A 23,343-nucleotide genomic window follows, 5' to 3' on the forward strand; every position below is an offset into this window, starting at 1 on the left:
GTCGTTGTACGTACTTCACTGAGGAAAAGAGCCAGGTGGCACGCGACTACTACGGGATCCTGGGCGTCGAGCGCGGCGCCGACGCCTCGGAGATCAAGCGGGCGTACCGCAAGCTCGCCCGTGAGCTGCACCCGGACGTCAACCCCGACCCCGCGGCACAGGAGCGGTTCCGGGAGGTCAGCGCCGCCTACGAGGTGCTGACCGACCCCGAGAAGCGCCGGGTCGTCGACCTCGGCGGCGACCCCCTCGACGCCCGCGGCGGGGGTGGCGGCGGCGGTGACCCGTTCGCCGGGTTCGGCGGGTTCAGCGACATCATGGACGCGTTCTTCGGCGGCACCGCCGGCGGCGGACGCGGGCGCGGCCCGCGCAGCCGGGTCCAGCCCGGCGCCGACGCGCTGATCCGGATGGAGCTGACGCTGGAGGACTGCGCCGCCGGTGTGCAGCGCGACCTCGCCGTCGACACCGCGGTCCTGTGCACCCAGTGCCAGGGCTCCGGCTGCGCCGAGGGCACCCACCCCACCGCCTGCGACACCTGCGGCGGCTCCGGGGAGATCCAGAGCGTGCAGCGCTCGTTCCTCGGGCAGGTCGTCACCGCACGGCCCTGCCCGACCTGCCGCGGGTTCGGCGAGGTCATCCCCGACCCCTGCCGCCAGTGCGCGGGCGACGGCCGGGTCCGGTCGCGGCGCACCGTCGCCGTCAAGATCCCGGCGGGCGTCGCCGAGGGCATGCGGGTGCGCCTGTCCGGCCAGGGCGAGGTCGGTTCCGGCGGCGGTCCCGCCGGTGACCTCTACGTCGAGGTGGAGGAGGCGCCGCACGAGCTGTTCACCCGCGACGGCGCCGACCTGCACTGCACGCTCCCGCTGCCGATGACCGCGGCCGCGCTCGGCACCACGTTGCCGTTGCCGCTGCTCGACGGCTCGGTCGCCGAGATCGACGTCGAGGCGGGCACCCAGCACGGCACGGTCCGCACGCTGCGCGGCAAGGGCATGCCCCGGCTGCGCTCCACCGGGCGCATCGACGGCCACGGCGACCTCCTGGTGCACGTCGAGGTGGCGGTGCCGACCCGGCTGGACAAGGAGCAGACCGACCTGCTGCGCCGGCTCGCCGAGCTGCGCGGGGAGGAGCAGCCGGACCTGATCGGCGGCTCCCGCAACGGGCACGGCCTGTTCTCCAAGCTGCGCGACAGCTGGACCGGACGCTGACCCGGTGACGACGGCGCCGCTGTTCCTGGTCGACGACGTCGGGTCCCTCCCGGGCCCGGGCTCCGACACGGTGATCGACGGCCCGGAGGGGCGCCACGCCGCGACCGTGCGACGGCTGCGCCCCGGCGAGGCGCTGGTGCTGTCCGACGGCCGGGGCGGGCTCGCCCGCGCCGAGGTCGTCGACGTCGCCGGGCGGGACGCGCTGACCGTGCGGCTGCACGAGGTGTCCCGGGTGCCCGCACCCGCGGTCCGCGTCGTCGTCGCGCAGGCGCTGGTCAAGGGCGACCGCGGCGAGCTCGCCGTGGAGACCGCCACCGAGGCCGGCGCCGACGGGTTCGTCCCCTGGAGGGCGGCCCGCTGCGTCACCCGCTGGGACGACGGCCCGCGCGGCGCGAAGGCCCTCGAACGCTGGCGGTCCACCGTCCGCGAGGCCGCCAAGCAGGCCCGCCGCCCGTGGCAGCCCGACGTCGCGGGCCCGGTGACCACCGCGCAGCTCGCCGCCCGGGTCGGTGCCGCCGACACCGCGCTGGTGCTGCACGAGTCCGCGGGCGAGGACCTCGCCTCGGTCGCGCTGCCCGCGGCGGGGGAGGTGTTGCTCGCCGTCGGACCGGAGGGCGGCGTCGACGACGCCGAGCTCGACCGCCTCACCGAGGCCGGCGCCGTCCCGGTCCGGATGGGGCCCGAGGTGCTGCGGGCCTCCACCGCGGCCTGCGTCGCGCTCGGCGCGCTCGCCGTGCGCACCGGCCGCTGGGCCCGCTGAGCCCCCTCGCCGACCCGCCCCGGATGCCCCCAGGGGAACTTTCGGGGCTTAGAGCGCTACGAGGGTGACCCTGGGAGCAGGGCACGGAGGGACCGACGCGCGTCACGATCCGGCGAACCGGTCGTCGGGGACCGGGCGCGGGTGTCATCATCCGCCGCGTGAGTGACCACGCTCCCCGGATCGGACGCCGCGCGCTGCTGGCCGGCCTCGCCGCCACCCCGCTGCTCGGCGCCTGCGGCAACGACGCCCCCGCGGCCCCGCGGCGGCCCCCGCGCGACGAGACCGCCCCGCGGACCGAGCGGATGGCCTACGGCGGCCAGCCCGACCAGTTCGGCGAGCTGACCTTCCCGGCGAGCCGGGACCTGCCCCGCGGCACCGTGATCGTCGTGCACGGCGGTTTCTGGCGGGCCGGCACCGACCTCACGATCATGCGCCCGGTCGTCGACGCGCTGGTCGCGGCGGACTTCGCGGTCTGGAACATCGAGTACCGGAAGGTGGGCGCCGGCGGCGGCTGGCCCTCCACCTTCGACGACGTCGCGATGGCCGCCGACCACCTCGCCACCCTGCGCTCCACCCGGCTCGACCTGCGCCGGCTCGTCGTGCTCGGGCACTCGGCGGGCGGACACCTCGCGGGCTGGCTGGCGATGCGCGCGACGCTCGCCCCCGGCGACCCGGGCGCGACGCCCGTGGTCCGCCCGGCCGGGGTGGTCTCGCTGGCCGGGGTGCTCGACCTGGCAGGCGGGACGCTGCTCGGCGACGGGGCCGTCGCCGACCTCGTCGCGGCGACCCCGGGCGCCGACCCGGCCCGCTTCCGGGCGACCAGCCCGCTGGAGGCCGTCCCGCTCGGCGTGCCGTCGGTGTGCGTGCACGGCACCGCCGACGAGGTGGTCCCGCTCTCCCAGAGCGAGGACTTCGTCGCCGCCGCGACGGCCGCCGGTGACCGGTCGGAGCTCGTGCGGGTCGAGGGCGCGAACCACCTGCAGCTCATCGACGTCGCCCACCCCGGCTGGGCCGCCGCGCTGCAGGCCGTGGAACGGCTGAGCACCCCCGCCTGATCCGCGGGGAGAATCCCCGGGTGCCGTCGGCGGTCCGACCGGTACGATCGGTGCAGTCCGGCGACCCGACGTACGAGGCAGGCGAACACACTCTTGACCGGCACCGAACCCGGCCCCACCCCTCGGACCGACGAGCGGTCCGACGTAGCACCGGGCGGGACCGTCCGGTCGAGGATGGCCGTGCCGGACACCGCCCTCCTGTCCCTGCTCGGCTCGCGTGACGACAGCCTGCGCGCCGCCGAGGAGGAGCTGACCGCCGACGTCCACGTCCGCGGCAACGAGCTGACCCTGTCCGGGGACCCGGGCGACGTCGCGTTCGCCGAGCGGGTCTTCACCGAGCTGATCACCCTGGCCGAGCGCGGCCAGCTGGTCGGCGCGGACACCGTGCGCCGCACCGTGCAGATGCTCTCGGCGGAGAACACCGCCGACGAGCGCCTGGGCGAGTCCCCGGCCGAGGTGCTGAGCCTGGACATCCTGTCCCGGCGCGGGAAGACCATCCGGCCCAAGACGCTCAACCAGAAGCGCTACGTCGACGCCATCGACGCGTTCACCATCGTCTTCGGCATCGGCCCGGCCGGTACCGGCAAGACCTACCTGGCGATGGCCAAGGCCGTGCAGGCGCTGCAGGCCAAGCAGGTCAACCGGATCATCCTGACCCGGCCCGCGGTCGAGGCGGGGGAGCGGCTGGGCTACCTGCCCGGCACGCTGTTCGAGAAGATCGACCCGTACCTGCGCCCGCTCTACGACGCGCTGCACGACATGATCGACCCCGAGTCCATCCCGAAGCTGATGGCCGCCGGGACGATCGAGGTCGCGCCGCTGGCCTACATGCGCGGCCGCACCCTCAACGACGCGTTCATCATCCTCGACGAGGCGCAGAACACCACGCCCGAGCAGATGAAGATGTTCCTCACCCGGCTCGGCTTCGGCTCGCGGATCGTGGTGACCGGCGACATCACCCAGGTCGACCTCCCGGGCAACGCCCGGTCCGGCCTGGCCGTCGTGCAGGACATCCTCGACGGCGTCGACGACGTGCACTTCTCCCGGCTCGAGAGCGCCGACGTGGTCCGGCACCGCCTGGTGTCCGACATCGTCGACGCCTACGCCCGGTTCGACGCGTCCGAGCACCGCGCGGCCGCCGTCGGCAACGGCGCACCCCGCAACGGCCCCGCGCGGCGTCCCGACCGGCGGCGGTGACCGGGGGGCGGGTGGCACCGGGACCGTCGGTACGGCCGTCTAGGCTGCCCCCTACATCCGTATCGGCGAGCAGGGGCAGGGCAGCGGCGGCGTGAGCATCGAGGTCGTCAACGAGTCCGGGATCACGGTCGACGAGGCGCAGATCGTGTCGGTCGCCCGGTACGCGCTGGACGCGATGAAGGTGAGCCCGTCCGCCGAGCTGGCGATCACCGCCGTCGGGCTGGACGCGATGGAGGAGCTGCACGTCCGCTGGATGGACGAGCCCGGCCCCACCGACGTCATGGCGTTCCCCATGGACTCCCTCGCCGAGGACACCCGGCGCCCCGACGCGCCGGACCTGGGCCCCGCCCTGCTCGGCGACGTCGTGCTCTGCCCGGCCTTCGCCCGGGACCAGGCACGCAAGGCCGGGCACACCCTGGCCGACGAGCTGCACCTGCTGACCGTGCACGGCATCCTGCACCTGCTGGGGTACGACCACCTCGAGCCCGAGGACGAGCGCGAGATGTTCGCGCTGCAGAACCGGCTGCTGGTCCGCTGGCGGGAGGACCGGGCCCGCGAGCGCGCCCGGGACGCCCAGAAGCGCAGCGACGACCGCCTGCTCGGTGCCGCCGGCTTCGAGGACGAGTCCGGCCGGTGACCGGAAGACCCACGACCACGTTCTCCGAGGAGCAGAAGTGACCACCGTCTGGCTGATCGTCGCGACGGTCCTGCTCGTGCTGCTGGCCGGCGTGTTCGCCGCCGCGGACTCGGCCCTCATGTCGATCTCGCGCGCCCGGGTGGACGCCGTGGTGCGCGCCGGCCGCGCCGGCGCGAAGGCGCTCGCCGCTGTCGTCGCGGACCGGCCGCGGCACGTCAACCTGCTGATGCTGCTGCGGGTCACCTGCGAGACGGTCGCGATCATCCTGCTGGCCCTCGCGCTCGCGCCGCTGTTCTCCGCCACCTGGATCGGGCTGCTGCTCACCGGCGTGCTCATGGTGCTCGCCAGCTACGTCCTGATCGGCGTCGGCCCGCGGACGCTGGGCCGCCAGCACCCGTACCGGATCGGGCTGCTGCTCGCGGGCCCGATCCGCGCGATCGGCGTCGTGCTGTCCCCGCTGGCCAAGCTGCTGATCCTGCTGGGCAACGCGATCACCCCGGGCCCCGGTTTCCGCGACGGCCCGTTCTCCACCGAGGTCGAGCTGCGCGAGCTCGTCGACATGGCCAGCAACCGCGGCGTGGTCGACGAGGGCGAGCGCAAGATGATCCACTCGGTGTTCGAGCTGGGGGAGACCCCGGTCCGCGACATCATGGTGCCGCGGCCGGACCTGATCTGGACCGAGCGCGACACCCCGGTGGAGAAGGTGCTGCGCCTGGCGCTCAAGAGCGGCTACTCGCGCATCCCGGTGCTCGGCGAGGGCGTGGACGACGTCATCGGCATCGCCTACCTCAAGGACCTGGTCCGGGCCCGCGAGGAGGCCCGGCGCGGGGAGCGCGAGGTCCCGCTGCTCGACATCCTGCGCCCCGCGGCCTTCGTGCCGGACTCCAAGCGCAGCGACGACCTCATGCGCGAGATGCAGCGCACCCGCAACCACATGGCCGTGGTCGTCGACGAGTACGGCGGCACCGCCGGCGTGGTGACGATCGAGGACATCCTGGAGGAGATCGTCGGCGAGATCACCGACGAGTACGACACCGAGGAGGTGCCCGACGTCGCCGAGGCCTCCGACGGCGCCTTCCGGGTCTCCGCCCGGCTGCCCGCCGAGGACCTCGAGGAGCTGTTCGCCGGCCGGTTCCGCGGCACCCCGCGGGAGGACGAGCTGCACGAGGCGCTGGAGAACGCCGACGTCGACACCGTCGGCGGGCTGCTCGCCCAGCGGCTGGGCAAGGTGCCGCTGCCCGGCGCCACCGCGGAGCTGGACGGCCTGCTGCGGCTCCAGGGCGAGGGCGGCAAGGACGCCCGGGGTCGTGTCCGCATCACCTCGGTGCTGGTCAGCCCGCTCGACCCGGCCGAGACCGAGGACACCGACCACGACGAGCCGCGTGGGGACACCCGGGAGTCCGACGTGCCCGACCACGTCGCGGGCGACCCCACCGAGCACGCCGGCGCCGACCGGCACTGACCTGGCCGCCCCCGCCACGGGGAGCGACCGACGGACGTGACGTCCCGCCACGGGTGGGACGCGAGGAGGACCTGATGGCTGCCCGCACGACCATCCCCGCGGAGCGTGCCCGGTGACCGGGCTGCCCGCGACACCGCGCTACGACCTGGTCGTCGTCGGCGGTGGGATCGTCGGCCTGGCCACCGCGTACGCCGCCACCCGCAACGGGCTCAGCGTCGCCGTCGTCGAGCGTGAGCAGCGCCTGGCGAACCACCAGACCGGCAACAACTCCAACGTCGTGCACTCCGGGCTGTACTACGCGCCGGGCGGCTACAAGGCCCGCCTGGCCGTCGCCGGGTGTGCCGAGACCATCGCGTTCTGCCGCGAGCACGACCTGCCGCACCAGGTGTGCGGCAAGCTCGTCGTCGCGACCGAGCCCGAGGAGCTGCCCCGGCTCGACGAGCTGGCCCGCCGCGGCGACGCCAACGGCGTGGAGAACCACCGCCTCGACGAGCACGGCATCCGCACCTACGAGCCCGACGTCCGCGGTCTCGCCGCGCTGTGGGTGCCCTCGACCGGCATCACCGACTACCGGCTGGTCGCGGAGAAGCTGGGCGAGCTGGTGGAGAAGAACGGCGGCGAGGTCCACCTGGGCCGCACCGTCACCGGGTTCGCCCGCCGCCCGTCCGACGTCGTCGTGCGCACCACCCGCGGTGACCTGCTCGGCACCCGCGCGGTCGTCTGCGGCGGCCTGCGCTGCGACGAGCTCGCCCGCCTGGCCGGCGCCGACCCCGGGGTGCGGATCGTGCCGTTCCGCGGCGAGTACTCCGGCTTCTCCGAGCGGGCCGCCTCGCTGGTCCGCGGCCTGATCTACCCGGTGCCCGACCCGGCGTTCCCGTTCCTCGGGGTGCACGCCACCCGCGGCATCGACGGCACCGTCCACGCCGGCCCGAACGCCGTGCTCGCGATGGCCCGCGAGGGCTACGACTGGCGCACGGTCAGGCCGAGGGAACTGCTGGGCACGCTGACCTACCCCGGCATGGTCAAGGTGGCGCGCACGCACTGGCGCTACGGCATCGGCGAGGTCCGCCGCTCGCTGTCGACGCGGGCGATGGTCCGCCAGATCCAGCGGATGCTGCCCGACGTCACCGCCGCCGACCTGCACCCGGCCGGCGCCGGGGTGCGGGCCCAGGCGGTGAAGGCCGACGGCACCCTGGTCGACGACTTCCTGTTCCTCGACCAGGCCGGCCCGGACGGCGCGGGCCGCCCCGGCTCGATCCTGCACGTGCTGAACGCACCGTCCCCGGCGGCGACGGCGGCCCTGCCGATCGGCCGCGAGATCCTCGACCGGCTGGGTGCGGCGTGACCGGCGCACAGCCCGAGGGCTTCCGGTCCGGGTTCGCCTGCTTCGTCGGCAGGCCCAACGCCGGCAAGTCGACGCTGACCAACGCGCTGGTCGGGGAGAAGATCGCGATCACCTCCTCGCGACCGCAGACCACCCGGCACGCGATCCGCGGGATCGTGCACCGCCCGGACGCCCAGATCGTCCTGGTCGACACCCCGGGGCTGCACCGCCCGCGGACCCTGCTCGGGTCGCGGCTCAACGACCTGGTGCGCGAGACCTGGTCCGAGGTCGACGTCGTCGGGTTCTGCGTGCCCGCGAACGAGAAGGTCGGCAAGGGCGACCGGTTCATCGCCGAGGAGCTGCGGCGGATCGCCGCGCACACCCCGGTGGTCGCCGTCGTCACCAAGACCGACACCGCCCGCCCCGAGCAGGTCGCCGAGCGGCTCACCGAGGTGTCGGCCCTGATGGAATTCACCGAGGTCGTGCCGACCTCGGCGCGGTCGGGCTTCCAGGTGTCGCTGCTCTCGGACCTGCTGGTCGGACTGCTGCCGGAGGGTCCGCAGCTCTACCCGGACGGCGACCTCACCGACGAGCCGACCGACGTGCTCGTCGCCGAGCTCGTGCGGGAGGCGGCGCTGGAGGGCGTGCGCGACGAGCTGCCGCACTCGATCGCCGTCGTCGTCGAGGAGACGATCGAGAAGAAGGACCTCCTGGAGATCTACGCGATCATCTACGTCGAGCGGTCCAGCCAGAAGGGCATCGTGATCGGCAAGGGCGGTGCCCGGCTCAAGCAGGTCGGCAGCGACGCCCGTCGCCAGATCGAGAAGCTGCTGGGCACCCGGGTGCACCTCGACCTGCACGTGAAGATCGCCGAGGACTGGCAGCGGGACCCGAAGCAGCTGCGCAAGCTGGGGTTCTGAGCAGGACCTAGACTGGGTGCGTGGCCCAGCTCTACCGCGACACCGGGATCGTGCTCCGGGTGCAGAAGCTGGGCGAGGCGGACCGGATCATCACGATGCTGACCCGCCGGCACGGCAAGATCCGGGTGGTCGCCAAGGGCGTGCGCCGCACCCGGTCGCGGTGGGGCGCACGGCTGGAGCCGTTCAACCACGTCGACGTCCAGTGCTACACCGGGCGCACGCTGGACGTGGTCACCCAGGCCCAGACCGTCGACGCGTTCGCCCCGGCGATCGTCGCGGACTGGTCGGCGTACTCCTGCGGCTGCGCGATCCTGGAGACCGCGGACCGGCTGGTGTCCGAGGAGGGTGAGCCGAGCCTGCGGGTGTACCTGCTGCTGCTCGGCGCCACCCGGGCGCTGGCCGACGGCGCCCGTGAACCGGCCCTGGTGCTCGACGCGTTCCTGCTGCGGGCGATGAGCCACGCGGGGTGGGCGCCGTCGCTGTCGGAGTGCGCGCGCTGCGCCACCCCCGGCCCGCACCGGTCGTTCACCGTCGCCGGGGGCGGCATGGTGTGCCCGCGCTGCCGCCCGCCGGGCTCGGTGACCCCGGCGACCGAGACGGTGGCCCTGCTGTCCGCGCTGCTGCACGGCGACTGGGACACCGCGGACGCCTCGGGCACCCCGACCCGGCGGGAGGCCAGCGGCCTGGTCGCGGCGCACCTGCAGTGGCACCTGGAGCGGCAGCTGCGCTCGCTGCCCCTGGTCGACCGCCGCGCCCGGGTCCGGCCCGCCGCCGCCGTCGCACCCGGGGTGCCGGGGCCCGCCCCGGAACCGCCGGACGGCGGAACCGCGACACCCCCGGACGCGCTCCCCGGTTAGTCCGATCGGACCTGTGTCCGGCGTGGGGTGCCGTGAGCGGGCCGTCCGCTCCGTCGAGCGGTTGACGTACGGGCGTGCCGGCCCTCTCGGTGCCGCCGGTCGCGTCGTACGGGACTTCCGCCGACTCCACCGGGTGATCATCGCTTTCGACGGGCAACCGGTTCCGCCGTCTCGTTACGCTCCTGTGATCGAGGGGACCCCAGCCCCGTCGGAGAGGCAGTCGTGAACCGACCCCAAACCCCGCCGCCGGACGACGACCACACCGGTCGCACCCACCGACTCCCGGCCGCTACGCAGCGCATCCCGGTGCCGCCGACCCAGCAGTTCCCGGTCCGCACCGAGGCGATGCCGGAGTCCCCGCAGGACGGGCCCACCCGCGCGATGCGTCAGGTCCGCGCCCGCACCGAGGACGGCGCGTGGCCGGCCATCCCGATGCTGCCGGTGATCCGGCCCGACGAGTCCGAGCCGATGTCGGAGGCCGACCGGATCCGCGGGCACCGCGGGATGCGCCGGCTGCGCGAGACCATCGAGCGGCTGGAGGACCCGGCCGTGCCGGCCTGGCCGCAGCCCGACCACCGCGACTGAACCCGTCCGCCGTCCCCGACGTAAGGTCGGCGACGTGCCGTTCCAGCCTCCCGCACCGCACCCGTCCGGTGCCCGGCCCCCGGCGATCCCGCCGGAGCTGGTGCCACGCCACGTCGCCCTGGTGATGGACGGCAACGGCCGCTGGGCCAACGCCCGCGGCCTGCCCCGCACGGAGGGCCACAAGCGGGGCGAGGCCTCGCTGATGGACGTCGCCCGCGGCTGCATCGACCTGGGCGTGCGCTGGCTGTCGGCGTACGCGTTCTCCACCGAGAACTGGCGGCGCAGCCCCGACGAGGTCCGTTTCCTGATGGGCTTCAACCGCGACGTGATCCGCCGCCGCGTCGACGAGATGGACGCGATGGGGGTCCGGGTCCGCTGGGCGGGCCGGCGCCCGCGGCTGTGGCGCTCGGTGATCAAGGAGCTGGAGATCGCCGAGGAGCGCACCCGCGGCAACGACGTGCTGAACCTGACCATGTGCGTCAACTACGGCGGCCGCGCCGAGATCGTCGACTCCGTGCGGCAGCTCGCCCGCCTCGCCGCGGAGGGCCGGATCAACCCCGACAAGATCGACGAGCGGATGCTGGCCCGGTACCTCGACGAGCCGGACATGCCCGACGTCGACCTGTTCGTGCGCTCCTCGGGGGAGCAGCGGACGTCGAACTTCCTGCTCTGGCAGAGCGCCTACGCCGAGATGGTCTTCCTGGACACGCTGTTCCCGGACTTCGACCGCCGCCACATCTGGCAGGCGATCGAGATCTACGCGCGCCGGGACCGGCGTTTCGGGGGAGCTTCCGAGCGTCGCGGAGCGGACGCGAGCATCGACACGGCCGCCGCCGCCGTCCCGAACGATGGAGTGACACCGTGACCACCGATGTGATCCCCGGGATGCTCACCACCGCCAAGGGGGCGCTGGAGCGGTTCCACGACGTCACCACCGACGACGACGGCACGCTGACCTTCGCCCACGGCGGCGTGCTGTGCGTGGTGCAGGGCACCGAGCTGGAGGAGGGTCTGCCCGTCCTCAACCTGACCTGCGTCGTCGCGTGGGACCTGCCGGAGTCCGCCGACCCGGAGCACGACGTGCCGCGCCGGGTCGGCCTCGGGGTGGGGGAGGGCCTGTTCGGCACGCCCCGGGTGGTGCGCGGCGAGCGCGGCTGGGACGTGACCCTGCGCTACGCCTTCCCCGCGGCCGGGCTGGACGAGGGGCCGATGGGCACCCTGCTGATGCTGGTCGTGTCCTCGGCGTCGAGCATGCGCGCGGAGCTGGTCGAGAGCTGAGACCGTCCGGCCGGGGGCGTGCCCCCGGCCGTGGTCCGGTCACTTCTTGCGGTTGGTCCCGAGCTCCTCGGCGATCGGGTTGACCGGGTCGGCGTCCGTGCCGGACTCCGACAGGCCCGAGGCGGTGTGCCCGGTGCGTCGCTGCCGGCGCAGCTGCTCGGTCTCCTCGCGGGTCTCCCCGTCGGTGTCGCCCGCGGTCTGCGCGGCCGGGTCGTCGTCGCGGAGGTCGGTGGCGGAGACCACGGCACCGATCGAGGAGTAGTACTCCTCGGCCGGCACCGCCCGCAGGGCCTCGACCGTCGCGGCGTCGGCGCCGTTGCGCTCGGCGGTCCACGCCAGGTCGTCCTTGGAAGCGGGGAACTCGAGACCGTGCAGGGCGCTGCGGACGGCGTCGGCGGTCGTCGTACGGGCTGTCATGGGTCACCTCTCGTCGTGGACGTTCGGTGACCGGGTAGCCGGTGTGCGGCCGTCCATGCACGGACGGCCGCACCCGTCAGCCGTCGGTGTCTGTGGTCTCCCCGGCGGCGTCCCCGGAGTCGCTGAGGTGCACGATCGGCAGCGCCGCCAGCTGGCCCGCGGTCATCGCGTGCGCCACGCCCAGCACGTCGTTCTGGGCCTTGGTCATCCGCGCGTCCACCAGCCCGGACAGGCGGTAGGCGACCCGGCCGAGCAGCCGCACCGTGGTCTCGTCGACCTGGGGGCGCGGGGTGGAGACGACCGCGACACCGCGCGGGGCACCGTCGTTGGACTGGGCGACGCCGATCTCGTAGGACTCACGCGGGTTGACGTGCCGCGACGCGTAGTGGTCGCGCAGCGTCGCCATCATGTCGTGGAACCCGGTGACGTCACCCTCGAGCTCCAGGGTGGACAGGTCGTCCTTCGTGAGGGTCTTCGTGCGGCCGGAGAAGCAGCGCACGTAGCCGATCACCGCACCGGTCCACAGTGCCTCGACCAGGGCCGGGTCGGCGGCCACCCGGACCGGACCGGACTCCGGACCGCCGAGCGCGGTCACCAGGTGCTCGCAGCACTGCAGCACGTACTGCAGGTCGTCGAACACCGCCGCCAGCTGGGCAAGCTCGCCGGACTCCGGGACGTCGATCCGCCGTACCGTGCCCGGGGCGGGTTGCGTGTCGGTCATCGTTCAGACGCTATCCGGGGTGGCGACGGTCACGGTGTCTCCTTCTGAGACGGTCTGCTAGCTTCGGCGGCGAAGGTCACGAGTGCCAGCGCGAAGCCCCGGCTCGCTGGACGGCAACCCTCCTCCGCGGTGGGGTGCCCCGGGTGATGACCGGGCCGACGCGACACCCGCAGTTGGCAAGCGCGGATCCGTGCGCCACGCCGGGTCCCCGAGATCGGCCGGAGGCCCGATCATGACCCTCGCCCTGTCGCGTCCCGTCCAGCACGCGCTACCCCGTGTCGTCGGCGCGGACCTCACCGTCCCGCTCGTCGACGGCAGGTGGGCCCGCTACTGCGACCTCGACTCCGCCGCGTCGGCGCCGGCGCTGGAGAGCGTCGCCGCGCACGTCGCGCAGGTGCTGCCCTACCACGGCAGCGTGCACCGCGGCGCCGGCTGGACCTCGAAGGTCTGCACCGCCCTGGTGGAGAACGCCCGCGCCGACGTCGCCCGGTTCGTCCGGGCCCGCGCCGACGACGTCGTGGTGTTCACCCGCAACACCACCGACGCGCTCGGCCTGCTCGCCCGCGCCGTGCCCGGCCCGGTGGTGACCCTCGACCTGGAGCACCACGCGACGCTGCTGGCCTGGCGGGGCGGTACCGGCGGCGCCGAGCACCGGGTCGTGCGGGCCGGCCACGGTATCGCCGCGACCCTCGACGCACTGCGGGCCGAGCTCGCCGCCCGTCCCGACGCCGCGCTGGTCGCGGTCACCGGTGCGTCCAACGTGACCGGCGAGCTCCTCCCGGTCGCCGAGATCGCCCGGATCGCGCACGCCGCGGGCGCCCGGCTGTGCGTCGACGCCGCGCAGCTCGCCCCGCACCGGCGTGTCGACCTGGCCGGGTGGGGCGCGGACTACGTCGCACTGTCCGGGCACAAGCTCTACGCGCCCTACGGCGCAGGGGTCCTCGTCGGCCGCCGGGACTGGCTCGACGCCGCGGAGCCGCACGTCGCGGGCGGGGGAGCGGTCCGGTCGGTCGGCGTCACGGCCGACGACGCCGTCGACGGCCCGGGCGGCACCGTGACCGAGTGGCTGCCTGCGCCGCAACGCCACGAGGGCGGCACCCCGAACGTGCTCGGCGCCGCCGCGCTGGGCGCGGCCTGCCGCACCCTCGAGGACCTGATCGACGACGCCGTGCCCGCCCACGAGCGCGAGCTCGCCGCCCGGCTGCGCGCGGGCCTGGCGACCGTTCCCGGCCTGCGGATCCTGTCCTGCTTCGACGACGGGCCCGACGCCGACCGCACCGCGACCGTCTCGTTCACCCTCGGCGAGCTGCCCGCCGGCCTCGTCGCGGCGGCGCTGTCCGCCGAGTACGGCATCGGCGTCCGCGACGGGCGGTTCTGCGCGCACCCGCTGCTGGAGCGGCTCACCGGCGGCCGCGATGCGGTGCGCGCCTCGCTGGGCCTGCGCACCGGCTCCTCCGACGTCGACCGGCTGGTGGACGCGCTGACCGACCTGGCGCGGCGCGGTCCGGCCTGGACCTACGCCCTCGTCGACGGCCGGTGGGCGCCCACCCCGGACCCGCGCCCGGCCGACCCGTTCGCCCGGGACCGGGAGCTGCCGGCCGTCCCCGGCTGCGGGGACTGAGCCCCGGGCGTCAACCCGCCGAGCAGCGGCCGCAGAGGCCGAAGATCTCCAGGGTGTGCGACACCTCGGTGAAGCCGTGCTTCTGTGCGACCGACTCGGTCCAGGACTCCACCGCGGGGCCCTCGATCTCGACGGCGGCGCCGCACCGGCGGCACACCAGATGATGGTGGTGGTGTTCGGTCTCGCAGCGCCGGTAGACCGCCTCACCGGACGCGACCCGCAGCACGTCGACCTCGCCGCCGTCGGCGAGGGTCTGCAGCGTCCGGTAGACCGTGGTCAGACCGATGCCCTCACCGGCGCGCCGCAGCTCCTCGTGGATCTCCTGGGCGGACCGGAAGTCCTCCAGACGGTCGAGCAGCGCGGTGACGGCGGCCCGCTGCCGGGTGGCGCGGATGCCGCGCGGCCCGGCGGTGGACCGCTGCGTGATCGTCGCCGCGGTCGTCCGGTCGGTCGTCTCCGTCACGTGTCCTCCTCGACGTGGGCGACGGCGTCCACCACGATGTGTGCCAGGTGGTCGTCCACCAGCGAGTACAGCACCTCACGGCCCTTCCGCTCGCCCTCGACCACCCCGGCGGCCTTGAGGACCCGCAGGTGCTGGCTGATCAGGGGCTGGGTGACCCCGAGCGCGTCCACCAGGTCGTGCACGCACCGGGAGTGTTCCAGCAGCTGCAGGACGATGGCGATCCGGACCGGTGCGGCGAGTGCCCGCAGCAGGTCGCCCGCGGCGGCCAGGGTGCGCGGGTCGCGGGTCGGGCCGGGCTCGGGCGCGGGGTGGTGGTCGTCGTCCGCACCCGGGCCGGCTCCCGGTGCGTGCGTGGTCTGGGCTGCGGCAGACATGTGGTGGACCCGTCCGTTCCCCGGAGGCGGCGGCCACACCCCCCGGCGCTGCTGTGCCGTGCCGGCCGCACCCGACATGGTAGGCGTGTTCGTTATCGTCGCGTCGTGCTGCTGGTCTGCCGCTTCCGCGTGTCCCCCTCCGAGGAGGCCGCGTTCACCGCGCGCGCGGCCCGCGCGCTGGAGCTCCTGGCCGCCCGGCCGGGCTGCCGCGGGGGTGAGGCGGGCCGGGCGATCGAGGATGCCGGGCAGTGGGTCCTGACCGTCCGGTTCGACTCCGTCGACGCCTACCGGCGCGCCCTGGGGCCGTTCGCGGTCCGTGAGCACGTGCACCCGCTGCTGGCCGAGGCCGACACGACCACGGAGGCGACCTACGAGTCCCTGATCACGGTGGCCGCCGGCGCCGCCCCCGTCCACCACCCCAGCCTGCTGAGCTGACCCCGACCTCGCACATCGTCCTGCGACCTCGCAGCCGCTGCAGACGGTGCGAGGTCGCAGGACGATGTGCGAGGTCCGGCGGGGCCGGGTTGTCCACAGCACGCGCTCGACGCCCGGCGCGAGCCGGGACCGTCCACGGCCGGACGGGTGACGGGCTTCCCCGCTCCCGGTGCACGGCGACGGTGGGGACATGGACCCCGACCCGCGACCGGCGCACGGTTCGCCCGCCCCCGTGCTGCGCCGGGACCTGGTCGCGGCGGGCGTGGGCGACGACGAGCTCCGCAGGCTCCGGGCCTCGGGCCGACTCGTCCGGCTGCGCCGCGGCGCCTACGTCGGAGCCGGTGACCTCGGACGGGTGGAACGACACCGGCAGACGGTGCGTGCGGCGGTCCGCACCCTGTCCCCGGACGCGGTGTTCAGCCACGTCTCGGCGGCCGCGATGCACGGGATCGGGCTGTGGCGGGTCCCGCTCGACCGGGTGGAGGTGACCAGGAACCGGCGCAGCGGTGCGCGGACGGCGCCGTCGGCGCGGGTCCATGCGGCGACGCTCGCCGCGGACGAGATCACCGTCGTCGACGGCGTCCCGGTGACGACGGTCCCGCGCACGGTCGTCGACCTGGCCCGCGCTCTGCCCTTCGTCGTGGCGGTCGCGGTCACCGACGCGGCGCTGCACGCCGGAGCCGTCACCGCCGACGAACTCGCTGCCGCCGTGGCCCGGTCCGCGCGACGTCCCGGTACCCCGGCCGCCCGCCGGGTGCTCGCCGCGGCCGACGGCGGCGCGGACGGCCCGGGGGAGACCCGCAGCAGGCTCCTCCTCCACTCCTGCGGCCTGCCCGCAGCGGCCACCCAGCAGGAGCTGCGGGATCCGGCGGGACGGTTCCTCGGCCGGGTCGACTTCTGGTGGGAGCAGGCCCGGGTGGCGGGGGAGTTCGACGGGCGCATCAAGTACGGCCGGCGGCTCGACCCCGGCGGCGACCTCGAGGAGGTCCTGTGGCGGGAGAAGCTGCGGGAGGACGCGATCCGGGCCGAGGGAGTCGCTGTGGTGCGCTGGGTGTGGGGCGACCTGCGCAGCGCGGCGTCGTTCGCCCCGACCGTCGCCCGCCTGCACCGTGCCCTGGACCGTGCCGCGTGAGCGCTCGACCTCGCAGACCGTTCTGCGACCTCGCAGCCTCTGCGGGGTGTGCGAGGTCGCAGGAACCTGTGCGAGGTCGGCCGGTCGGAGCCACCGCGGCGGGGGTGGGGCGGGGCAGGGGGTGGGGATGCATGGCGGGTCGGTAATCTGGGACGCCCCGTATCCGGGGGACCTCCGAACCACCTTCTCTGGAGTGCCGCCAGTGGCCAGCAAGCCCACCTCCGCCAAGATCGAGACCATCGTCGCGCTGACCAAGCGGCGCGGATTCGTCTTCGCCTCCGGTGAGATCTACGGCGGTACCCGGTCGGCGTGGGACTACGGGCCCCTCGGCGTCGAGCTGAAGGACAACATCAAGCGCCAGTGGTGGAAGACCATGGTGACCGGCCGCGACGACGTCGTCGGCCTGGACTCCTCGGTCATCCTGCCGCGCCAGACCTGGGTCGCGTCGGGCCACGTCGGCACCTTCTCCGACCCGCTGGTCGAGTGCGAGTCCTGCCACAAGCGCTACCGCGCCGACCAGCTCGCCGAGGAGTTCGCCGAGCGCAAGGGCCGCGACCCGGAGCAGGCCGACCAGAACGACCTCTCCGAGGTCCCCTGCCCGAACTGCGGCACCCGCGGCCGGTTCACCGCGCCCCGCGAGTTCAACATGATGCTCAAGACGTTCCTCGGCCCGGTGGAGTCCGAGGAGGGGCTGCACTACCTGCGCCCGGAAACCGCGCAGGGCATCTTCGTGAACTTCCTGAACGTGCAGACGACCTCGCGCAAGAAGCCGCCGTTCGGCATCGGTCAGATTGGCAAGAGCTTCCGCAACGAGATCACCCCGGGCAACTTCATCTTCCGCACGCGCGAGTTCGAGCAGATGGAGATGGAGTACTTCGTCGAGCCCGGCAGCGACGAGGAGCTGCACCAGTACTGGATCGACGAGCGCACCCGCTGGTACACCGACCTGGGCATCTCCTCGGAGAACCTGCGGCACTACGAGCACGCCAAGGAAAAGCTCTCCCACTACTCGAAGCGCACCGTCGACATCGAGTACCGGTTCAACTTCACCGGCCAGGAGTGGGGCGAGCTCGAGGGCATCGCGAACCGCACCGACTTCGACCTCACGGCGCACTCGAACCACTCGGGCGTCGACCTGTCGTTCTACGACCAGGCCTCCGACACCCGGTACAAGCCGTACGTGATCGAGCCCGCCGCCGGCGTCGGCCGGTCGATGATGGCCTTCCTCATCGAGGCCTACACCGAGGACGAGGCGCCGAACGCGAAGGGCGGCGTCGACAAGCGCGTCGTGCTGAAGCTCGACCGCAGGCTCGCCCCGGTCAAGGCCGCCGTGCTGCCGCTGTCGCGCAACGCCGACCTCTCGCCCAAGGCGAAGGACCTGGCCGCGCAGCTCCGGAAGAACTGGAACGTCGACTTCGACGACGCCGGCGCCATCGGCCGCCGGTACCGCCGCCAGGACGAGATCGGCACCCCGTTCTGCATCACGGTCGACTTCGACACCCTCACCGACCAGGCGGTGACGATCCGCGAGCGCGACTCGATGGCGCAGGAGCGGGTCGCCCTCGACCAGGTCGAGACCTACCTGGCGACGCGCCTGCTCGGCTGCTGAGCAGGCTCCGGACCGACGAACGCCCCCGCCCGGGACCCGGGCGGGGGCGTTCGTCGTGAGTGGGTCAGCGCCGGTAGGCCAGCAGCTGTACGCCCAGCTCGGACTCGGCGCGGCGCACCTCCTCCAGCTGCTCGGCGGTCAGCGCGGCGTAGGGCGACTCGGGCCGGTAGGCCACGAGCGGGCCGCCGATGCGGTCCTCGAGCTGCTTGAGCCTGGCCAACGCCGTGTCGTCGAGATCGGCGGGACGCAGCGTCGGAGCGGTCATCACAACCTCCGTGGGTGATCGGGAGGCGACCCAGAGTAGGACCGCCCCGGACCGGGCGCAGCTCGGGTACCCGGTCCGGGGTCGCTCCTACACCGGCTCGGGGAGGAGCCGTTCCACCAGGTCGGAGAGGGTGACGATGCCGACCGGGCGGTCGTCGGACTCCACCAGCGCCAGGTGCGCACGCTGCTCACGCATCGTGTTCACCGCAGTGTGGTACTGCGTGTCCGCCGACAGGGTGAGCACCGGGCGCATCAGGTCCCGGGCCCGGGTCCCCGGGGCCCGCGTCAGGGTGTCGCGGACGTGCACGTACCCGATCGGGGTGTCGCCGTCGCGGACGACCAGCCGGAGGTGACCGGTCCGGCGACAGGTCGCCTGGATGGCGGCGACGTCGTCGTCCGCGGCGACCCCGGAGGGCTCCCGCGCGAGCTCGCCGAGCGGGGTCCGCTCCAGCTCCAGCGCCGTGACCAGCTGGTCACGGCGCCCCTGGTCCAGGGTGCCGGTCTTCGCCGAGTGGTCGACCAGCTGGCGCAGGTCGTCGGCGTTGCGGCCCGAGGCCATCTCGTCCACCGGCTGGACCCCGCACAGCCGCAGGCAGCGGTTGGCGGCACCGTTGAGCAGGAGCAGCACCGGCCGGGCCACCACCATGAACCCGCGCATCGGGATCGCCAGCATGATCGCCGAGCGCTCCGGGTGCGAGATCGCCCAGGACTTCGGCGCCATCTCCCCGACGACCAGGTGCAGGAACGTCACCACGATCAGCGAGATGACGAACGACGCCACCCCGGCGACCCCGGCGGGGATGCCCCAGCCCTCCAGGACCGGGCGCAGCGCGTAGTCCACGGCCGGCTTGCTGATGGCGCCCAGTCCCAGCACACAGAGCGTGATGCCGAGCTGGGACCCGGCGAGCAGCACGGAGATGTCCTTGGAGCTGCGCAGGGCGGCCCGGGCGGCGGCCGAGGTCTGTGCGGCCTCCTCCAGCCGGTAGTTGCGAGCCGCGATCAGGGCGAACTCGATCGCGACGAAGAAGGCGCTCGCCCCGATCAGGACGATGGTCGCGATGATCTGGAAAGCACTCATGCCCGCACCTCCCGCTCGTCGCTGTCCTGCTCGGAACCGGCGATCACCGGTCCGGTCCACTCCAGGCGGACCGCCGACGGGACCCGCCGGTCGACCTCCTGCACCACCAGGCGCAGGGCGCGGTCCTCGTCGTCCGGGCTCTCGGCCGGGATCGTCACGACGACCGCGTCGCCGGCGTCCGGCAGCCGCTGCAGCTCGGCCATCACCAGACCGCCGACGGTCTGGTAGTCGCCCTCGGGCAGCTCGGCGTCGATCAACCTGCCGACCTCGTCGACGTGCCGGTCACCCGGCACGACCCAGCCGTCGTCGGACCGCAGTGCCTGGTCCGTCCCGGCCTGGTCGTGCTCGTCGGTGATCTCACCGACGAGCTCCTCGGCGACGTCCTCGACGGTGATGACACCGGCGAGGCCGCCGTACTCGTCGAGCACGCAGGCGAGCTCCTCGTCGTCGGCACGCAGCTGGGCCAGCACCTGCGGCAGCGGCAGGGACGAGGGCACCAGCACCGGGGCCCGCATCAGGTCCGACACCAGCACCTGGTCGAACGGCCGGTCGTCGCGGTCGGCGAGGGCCAGCACGTCCTTCAGGCAGACCACGCCCACCAGCTCCAGCGCGTTCTCGGTGTCCGTCGCCTCGGCGGGCGGCCCGAGCACCGGGTACCGCGAGTGCTGGACGGCCATCTGGCCGACCAGGCTCTCGACGGTCGCGTCGGCGCGGACCCACGACACCCGCGGCCGCGGGATCATCGCGGCCCGCGCGGTGCGGTCGCCGAAGTCGACGGCGCGGTCCAGCAGCACCGCGAGCTCCGGGTTGAGGTCACCCGAGTCCTTCGAGTCGTCGATGATCGCCTCGAGGTCGCGCGGGGTGGCCGAGTGCTCGACGTCGTGCACCGGCTCGATCCGCAGCGCGCGCAGCAGCAGGTTGGAAGCCGCGTCGAAGATCCGGATGATCCACCCGAACAGCGCCAGGTAGGTCTTGGTGGACAGCGCCAGCCAGCGGGCCACCGGCTCCGGCCGGGCGATCGCCAGGTTCTTCGGGAACAGCTCGCCGAACACCATCTGGACGACGGTGGCGAACAGCAGCGCGATCACGGTGCCGATCGCGACACCGACGCCGAGCGGGACGTCGACCAGGCCCAGCAGCTCACCGATGCCGTTACCGATCAGCGGCTCGGCGACGTAACCGACCAGCAGACCGGTGACGGTGATGCCGAGCTGGGCGCCCGACAGCATGAACGAGGTGCGACGGGTGATGTCGAGGGCTCGGGACGCTCCGGTGTCGCCCTCGGCCGCACGGGCCTTGAGCCGGGAGCGGTCGACGGCCATGTAGCCGAACTCCTGGGCCACGAAGTAGCCGGTCAGGGCGGTGATCGCGAGGACCACCAGGATGCCCAGGAGGATGCCGAGGATCGTGCCGATCACCGGGAGGTCACCGCCCGGGTCTCGGGCCCGGCCGGGATGTGCACGGCGTGGGCGGGGACGAGGACGATGCGGGGTCGCCGGCCGTCACGGGGACGGTCGGCGCGCGGACTGCAGGTGGGGTCCATGACTCCTGACTCGCGGTCTGATGGGTGTTCGACGCGTACAACGCGTGCCGGAATCGTACGGTTCCGGAACGCAGCCGTCGCGGTGGTCACCCTGTGATAGCCCGAACGGCGGTACCGGTGTTTGGTGCAACGCGGGAGCGGGTCATCCCCGTCCGTGATCACGTCTCGCCTGGAACAGGCCGGTCCGCCCTGGTTCGGGACGGTGATGGGGACCGGGATCGTCGCGGTCGCGACCACCTCGTTCCCGGTGCCGGTGCCGGGCCTGCGCCTCGTGGGGACCGTGCTGTGGCTGCTCGCGGCGGCGTTGCTGGTGGCGCTGGGCGTGCTGGTCGTGCGGGCCGGGGCGGCGCGACGACGGCGTGGTGACCGCCCCGACCCGTCGGACCTGCCGTTCCTCGGTGCACCCGGCCTCGGGATGCTCACCGTCGGCGCGGGGGCGGTCGAGCTCGGTCCCGGCCTGTTCGGCGAGCCGGCCGCGGCCGCACTGAGCTGGACGTTGTGGTCGTCGGGCACCGTGGTGGTGCTGGTCGTCGCGGTGTGGGTGCCGTTCCGCTGGATCAGCAGGCCCGGATCGGCCACCGACCCGGCGCCCGCCTGGATCATGCCGGTGGTCGGGCCGATGGTCGCCGCCGCCGACGGCGCGCTGCTGATCGGACACACCCCGGGCCCGGCTGCGGCGTCGACGATGCTGCTGGTCTGCGTGGCCCTGTTCGGGCTGGGCGTGGTGTCGGCGCTGGCCCTGCTGCCACGGGTGCTGGCCCGGCTCGGCACGGCCGGGCTCGCCCTGGCCGACACCCCGACCGTCGTCATCGTGCTGGGGCCCTTCGGGCAGTCGGTGACGGCGGCGAACCTGCTCGCGGGACAGGCGCAGGGCCTGCTGACCGAGCCGTTCGCCGGCGTCGCGATCGGTGCGGGACTGCTCTACGGCGCGCCCGCCTGGGGCTTCGCGGTCGGCTGGACGGTGCTGTCGGCGGTGCTGATCGGCCACGCCCTGCGCCGGGGGATGCCCTTCAGCGCCTCCTGGTGGGCGGTGACGTTCCCGTTCGGCACCCTGGTGACCGGCACGAACGCGCTCGCCGCGCGGACGGCGCTGCCCCCGGTCGTCGGGGCGGCGGTGGTGCTGTTCGCGGTACTGGTCCTGGTGTGGGTGGTGGTCGCGGCCGCCACCGTGCTGTCGGCACTGTCCGACGTCGCCGACGAGATCGGGCCGGCGCGACGGTCGGTACGGGCCTGACCCCGGACACGGTCCTCGTGAGCGGCGCGCGGTGGCCCGTTCTCAGCTCACCGTCAGGCCCCGTCGCTACCCTGGCGACCGTGAGCACCTCGGCGACTTCCTCCGCGGCACGGCCACCGGCCGACCCCCGTCGTGACCTGGGCGCGGCCCTGCGCCGCTGGGCGGTGACCGGCGGCCCGGGGATCGGCGTCGTCCGGGTGCTCGACCGGCACGGGTTCGGCTCCGTCGAGTCCGGCCAGCTGGTCGCGGGCACCACCGACGGCGAGGTCGGCGGCCTGCTCTACCTCGGCGCCCTCGACGACTCCGCGCACCCGCTCGCCGCCGAGGCGGCGTCCGGGACGGCCACGGTGCGCGAGGCGCACGTCGGGGAGTCCTCCGCGGTCGCGGCCGGGCTCGCCTGCGCCGGCGGGGCGACGCTGCTCGCCCACCCGCTGCCCGCCGCTCCCGCCGCCGCGCTGGGGGAGGCGCTGGAGGCCGGTCGGCCCGCCGCGCTGCTGTCGGTCGTGGACACCGGCGCGGCCCTCGTGCTCACCGGGCCCGGCCTGGAGGAGTCGACCGGTGACCTCGGCGGGGTCACCGCCGCGGCGGCCGAGCAGGCCCGCGCCCTGCTGCGCCGCGGGGCCACGGCCACCGAGCGGCTCGACGTCGACGGCACCGCGGTCCTGGTCGACCTGCTGGTGCCGGTCCCGTCGGTGCTGGTCGTCGGGGAGGGTGCGCTCGGGGCTGCCCTGCACGCCCAGGCGGGCCTGCTCGGCTGGAGCGCCCGCACCGTCACCACCGTCGACGACGCGCGCGCCGCGGTCGCCGCCTTCACCGAGGCCGACGTGCTGGTGCTGCTCGACCACGACCCGGCCTTCGACGCGGCCCTGCTCGACGGCCTCGCCCACGGCCGCGGGTTCCTCGGGGCGCTCGGGTCGCGGCGCACCCAGGCCGCGCGCCGCGAGCGGCTGCTCGCCGCCGGGGTCACCGAGGACGCCCTGGCCGCGGTCCACGGGCCGGTCGGTCTCGACCTCGGTGCCCGCACCCCGGCCGAGACCGCGGTGTCGATCGTCGCCCAGGTCGTGGCGCTGCGCGCCGGGCGCTCGGCGTCGGCGCTCGCCTCCTCCGCCGGTCGGATCGGCGGATGACCGGCACGTCGTCGCGGCGCGGGCTCGGCGGCGCACCGCCGGAGCCCG

25 protein-coding genes and 1 riboswitch are annotated in these 23,343 nt (G+C 74.2%); of the genes, 18 read left to right on the top strand and 7 right to left on the bottom strand.

Annotated features, from left to right (window positions below; genetic code table 11):
- Positions 1 to 35 precede the first annotated feature (35 nt).
- From dnaJ to MTO91_RS08970, 12 genes are all read left to right on the top strand, one after another.
- Positions 36 to 1,202 (top strand): molecular chaperone DnaJ, encoded by a 1,167-nt coding sequence (gene dnaJ / locus MTO91_RS08915; RefSeq protein WP_161151755.1) that lies wholly within the window; start codon positions 36 to 38, stop codon positions 1,200 to 1,202.
- Positions 1,203 to 1,206: 4 nt separating this feature from the next.
- Complete coding sequence (locus MTO91_RS08920) at positions 1,207 to 1,962, top strand: 16S rRNA (uracil(1498)-N(3))-methyltransferase (RefSeq protein ID WP_476654243.1); 756 nt, start codon at positions 1,207 to 1,209, stop codon at positions 1,960 to 1,962.
- Positions 1,963 to 2,120: 158 nt separating this feature from the next.
- Complete coding sequence (locus MTO91_RS08925; protein WP_226369564.1) at positions 2,121 to 3,017, top strand: alpha/beta hydrolase family protein; 897 nt, start codon at positions 2,121 to 2,123, stop codon at positions 3,015 to 3,017.
- Positions 3,018 to 3,110: 93 nt separating this feature from the next.
- Positions 3,111 to 4,214: a PhoH family protein gene (locus MTO91_RS08930; protein WP_405418373.1), complete on the top strand. Its 1,104-nt coding sequence runs from the start codon at positions 3,111 to 3,113 to the stop codon at positions 4,212 to 4,214.
- Between the two features lie 91 nt (positions 4,215 to 4,305).
- On the top strand, positions 4,306 to 4,851 hold the full coding sequence (ybeY, locus tag MTO91_RS08935; RefSeq protein ID WP_226356006.1) for an rRNA maturation RNase YbeY: 546 nt from the start codon (positions 4,306 to 4,308) through the stop codon (positions 4,849 to 4,851).
- Between the two features lie 37 nt (positions 4,852 to 4,888).
- Entirely contained in the window at positions 4,889 to 6,313 is a 1,425-nt protein-coding gene (locus MTO91_RS08940; RefSeq protein ID WP_476654244.1) for a hemolysin family protein, read from the top strand.
- A 112-nt stretch (positions 6,314 to 6,425) separates the two neighbouring features.
- The gene (lhgO, locus tag MTO91_RS08945; protein ID WP_476654245.1) at positions 6,426 to 7,658 is read left to right on the top strand and encodes an L-2-hydroxyglutarate oxidase; all 1,233 of its coding nucleotides are present in this window, start codon (positions 6,426 to 6,428) and stop codon (positions 7,656 to 7,658) included.
- Positions 7,655 to 8,557 (top strand): GTPase Era, encoded by a 903-nt coding sequence (gene era / locus MTO91_RS08950; RefSeq protein ID WP_224403076.1) that lies wholly within the window; start codon positions 7,655 to 7,657, stop codon positions 8,555 to 8,557. Before lhgO ends, era begins: the two co-directional genes overlap by 4 nt.
- 20 nt (positions 8,558 to 8,577) lie before the next feature.
- On the top strand, positions 8,578 to 9,414 hold the full coding sequence (gene recO, locus MTO91_RS08955; protein WP_251784648.1) for a DNA repair protein RecO: 837 nt from the start codon (positions 8,578 to 8,580) through the stop codon (positions 9,412 to 9,414).
- A 222-nt stretch (positions 9,415 to 9,636) separates the two neighbouring features.
- Complete coding sequence (locus MTO91_RS08960; protein WP_476654246.1) at positions 9,637 to 9,999, top strand: hypothetical protein; 363 nt, start codon at positions 9,637 to 9,639, stop codon at positions 9,997 to 9,999.
- A 34-nt stretch (positions 10,000 to 10,033) separates the two neighbouring features.
- The gene (locus tag MTO91_RS08965; protein WP_476654247.1) at positions 10,034 to 10,864 is read left to right on the top strand and encodes an isoprenyl transferase; all 831 of its coding nucleotides are present in this window, start codon (positions 10,034 to 10,036) and stop codon (positions 10,862 to 10,864) included.
- Between the two features lie 20 nt (positions 10,865 to 10,884).
- Positions 10,885 to 11,277 (top strand): hypothetical protein, encoded by a 393-nt coding sequence (locus MTO91_RS08970; RefSeq protein ID WP_476654841.1) that lies wholly within the window; start codon positions 10,885 to 10,887, stop codon positions 11,275 to 11,277.
- A 39-nt stretch (positions 11,278 to 11,316) separates the two neighbouring features.
- Here the strand turns inward: MTO91_RS08970 and MTO91_RS08975 are convergent, their stop codons facing one another.
- Both MTO91_RS08975 and MTO91_RS08980 read right to left on the bottom strand, forming a co-directional pair.
- Positions 11,317 to 11,694: a DUF2795 domain-containing protein gene (locus tag MTO91_RS08975; protein WP_346105320.1), complete on the bottom strand. Its 378-nt coding sequence runs from the start codon at positions 11,692 to 11,694 to the stop codon at positions 11,317 to 11,319.
- A gap of 76 nt (positions 11,695 to 11,770) precedes the next feature.
- Positions 11,771 to 12,415: a hypothetical protein gene (locus MTO91_RS08980; RefSeq protein ID WP_476654248.1), complete on the bottom strand. Its 645-nt coding sequence runs from the start codon at positions 12,413 to 12,415 to the stop codon at positions 11,771 to 11,773.
- Between the two features lie 74 nt (positions 12,416 to 12,489).
- Positions 12,490 to 12,604: riboswitch (SAM riboswitch) on the top strand.
- 43 nt (positions 12,605 to 12,647) lie between these two features.
- On the opposite strand from MTO91_RS08980, the gene MTO91_RS08985 reads away from it, so the two are divergent.
- A complete protein-coding gene (locus MTO91_RS08985; RefSeq protein ID WP_476654249.1) occupies positions 12,648 to 14,036 on the top strand; it encodes an aminotransferase class V-fold PLP-dependent enzyme in 1,389 nt (462 codons plus the stop codon).
- A 10-nt stretch (positions 14,037 to 14,046) separates the two neighbouring features.
- On the opposite strand, the gene MTO91_RS08990 is transcribed toward MTO91_RS08985, so the two are convergent.
- Positions 14,047 to 14,499 carry a Fur family transcriptional regulator gene (locus MTO91_RS08990; RefSeq protein WP_373324130.1) on the bottom strand — a complete coding sequence of 151 codons (453 nt, stop codon included), beginning with the start codon at positions 14,497 to 14,499 and terminating at the stop codon, positions 14,047 to 14,049.
- On the bottom strand, positions 14,496 to 14,873 hold the full coding sequence (locus MTO91_RS08995; RefSeq protein WP_020624590.1) for an ArsR/SmtB family transcription factor: 378 nt from the start codon (positions 14,871 to 14,873) through the stop codon (positions 14,496 to 14,498). The genes MTO91_RS08990 and MTO91_RS08995 overlap by 4 nt, the downstream gene beginning before the upstream one ends.
- Positions 14,874 to 14,978: 105 nt before the next feature.
- Here MTO91_RS08995 and MTO91_RS09000 point away from each other — a divergent pair, with 105 nt between their 5' ends.
- The 3 genes from MTO91_RS09000 to MTO91_RS09010 all read left to right on the top strand — a co-directional run bounded on the left by MTO91_RS09000 (position 14,979) and on the right by MTO91_RS09010 (position 18,049).
- Positions 14,979 to 15,308 carry an antibiotic biosynthesis monooxygenase gene (locus MTO91_RS09000; protein WP_476654250.1) on the top strand — a complete coding sequence of 110 codons (330 nt, stop codon included), beginning with the start codon at positions 14,979 to 14,981 and terminating at the stop codon, positions 15,306 to 15,308.
- A 190-nt stretch (positions 15,309 to 15,498) separates the two neighbouring features.
- The gene (locus MTO91_RS09005; RefSeq protein ID WP_405418361.1) at positions 15,499 to 16,440 is read left to right on the top strand and encodes a type IV toxin-antitoxin system AbiEi family antitoxin domain-containing protein; all 942 of its coding nucleotides are present in this window, start codon (positions 15,499 to 15,501) and stop codon (positions 16,438 to 16,440) included.
- Positions 16,441 to 16,642: 202 nt separating this feature from the next.
- Positions 16,643 to 18,049: a glycine--tRNA ligase gene (locus MTO91_RS09010; RefSeq protein ID WP_062401525.1), complete on the top strand. Its 1,407-nt coding sequence runs from the start codon at positions 16,643 to 16,645 to the stop codon at positions 18,047 to 18,049.
- Between the two features lie 64 nt (positions 18,050 to 18,113).
- Here MTO91_RS09010 and MTO91_RS09015 read toward each other — a convergent pair whose 3' ends face one another.
- From MTO91_RS09015 to MTO91_RS09025, 3 genes are all read right to left on the bottom strand, one after another.
- Entirely contained in the window at positions 18,114 to 18,314 is a 201-nt protein-coding gene (locus MTO91_RS09015) for a hypothetical protein (protein ID WP_073577983.1), read from the bottom strand.
- Between the two features lie 87 nt (positions 18,315 to 18,401).
- A complete protein-coding gene (locus MTO91_RS09020) occupies positions 18,402 to 19,391 on the bottom strand; it encodes a CNNM domain-containing protein (RefSeq protein WP_208824226.1) in 990 nt (329 codons plus the stop codon).
- Positions 19,388 to 20,809, bottom strand: coding sequence for a hemolysin family protein (locus MTO91_RS09025; protein ID WP_405418358.1), 1,422 nt, complete (start codon positions 20,807 to 20,809; stop codon positions 19,388 to 19,390). The genes MTO91_RS09020 and MTO91_RS09025 overlap by 4 nt, the downstream gene beginning before the upstream one ends.
- 279 nt (positions 20,810 to 21,088) lie before the next feature.
- On the opposite strand from MTO91_RS09025, the gene MTO91_RS09030 reads away from it, so the two are divergent.
- Both MTO91_RS09030 and MTO91_RS09035 read left to right on the top strand, forming a co-directional pair.
- Positions 21,089 to 22,168, top strand: coding sequence for an SLAC1 family transporter (locus tag MTO91_RS09030; RefSeq protein ID WP_476654251.1), 1,080 nt, complete (start codon positions 21,089 to 21,091; stop codon positions 22,166 to 22,168).
- 80 nt (positions 22,169 to 22,248) lie between these two features.
- Positions 22,249 to 23,295 carry an XdhC family protein gene (locus MTO91_RS09035; protein WP_476654252.1) on the top strand — a complete coding sequence of 349 codons (1,047 nt, stop codon included), beginning with the start codon at positions 22,249 to 22,251 and terminating at the stop codon, positions 23,293 to 23,295.
- Positions 23,296 to 23,343: the final 48 nt, after the last annotated feature.

This window comes from Pseudonocardia sp. 2-7, from assembly GCF_056341085.1.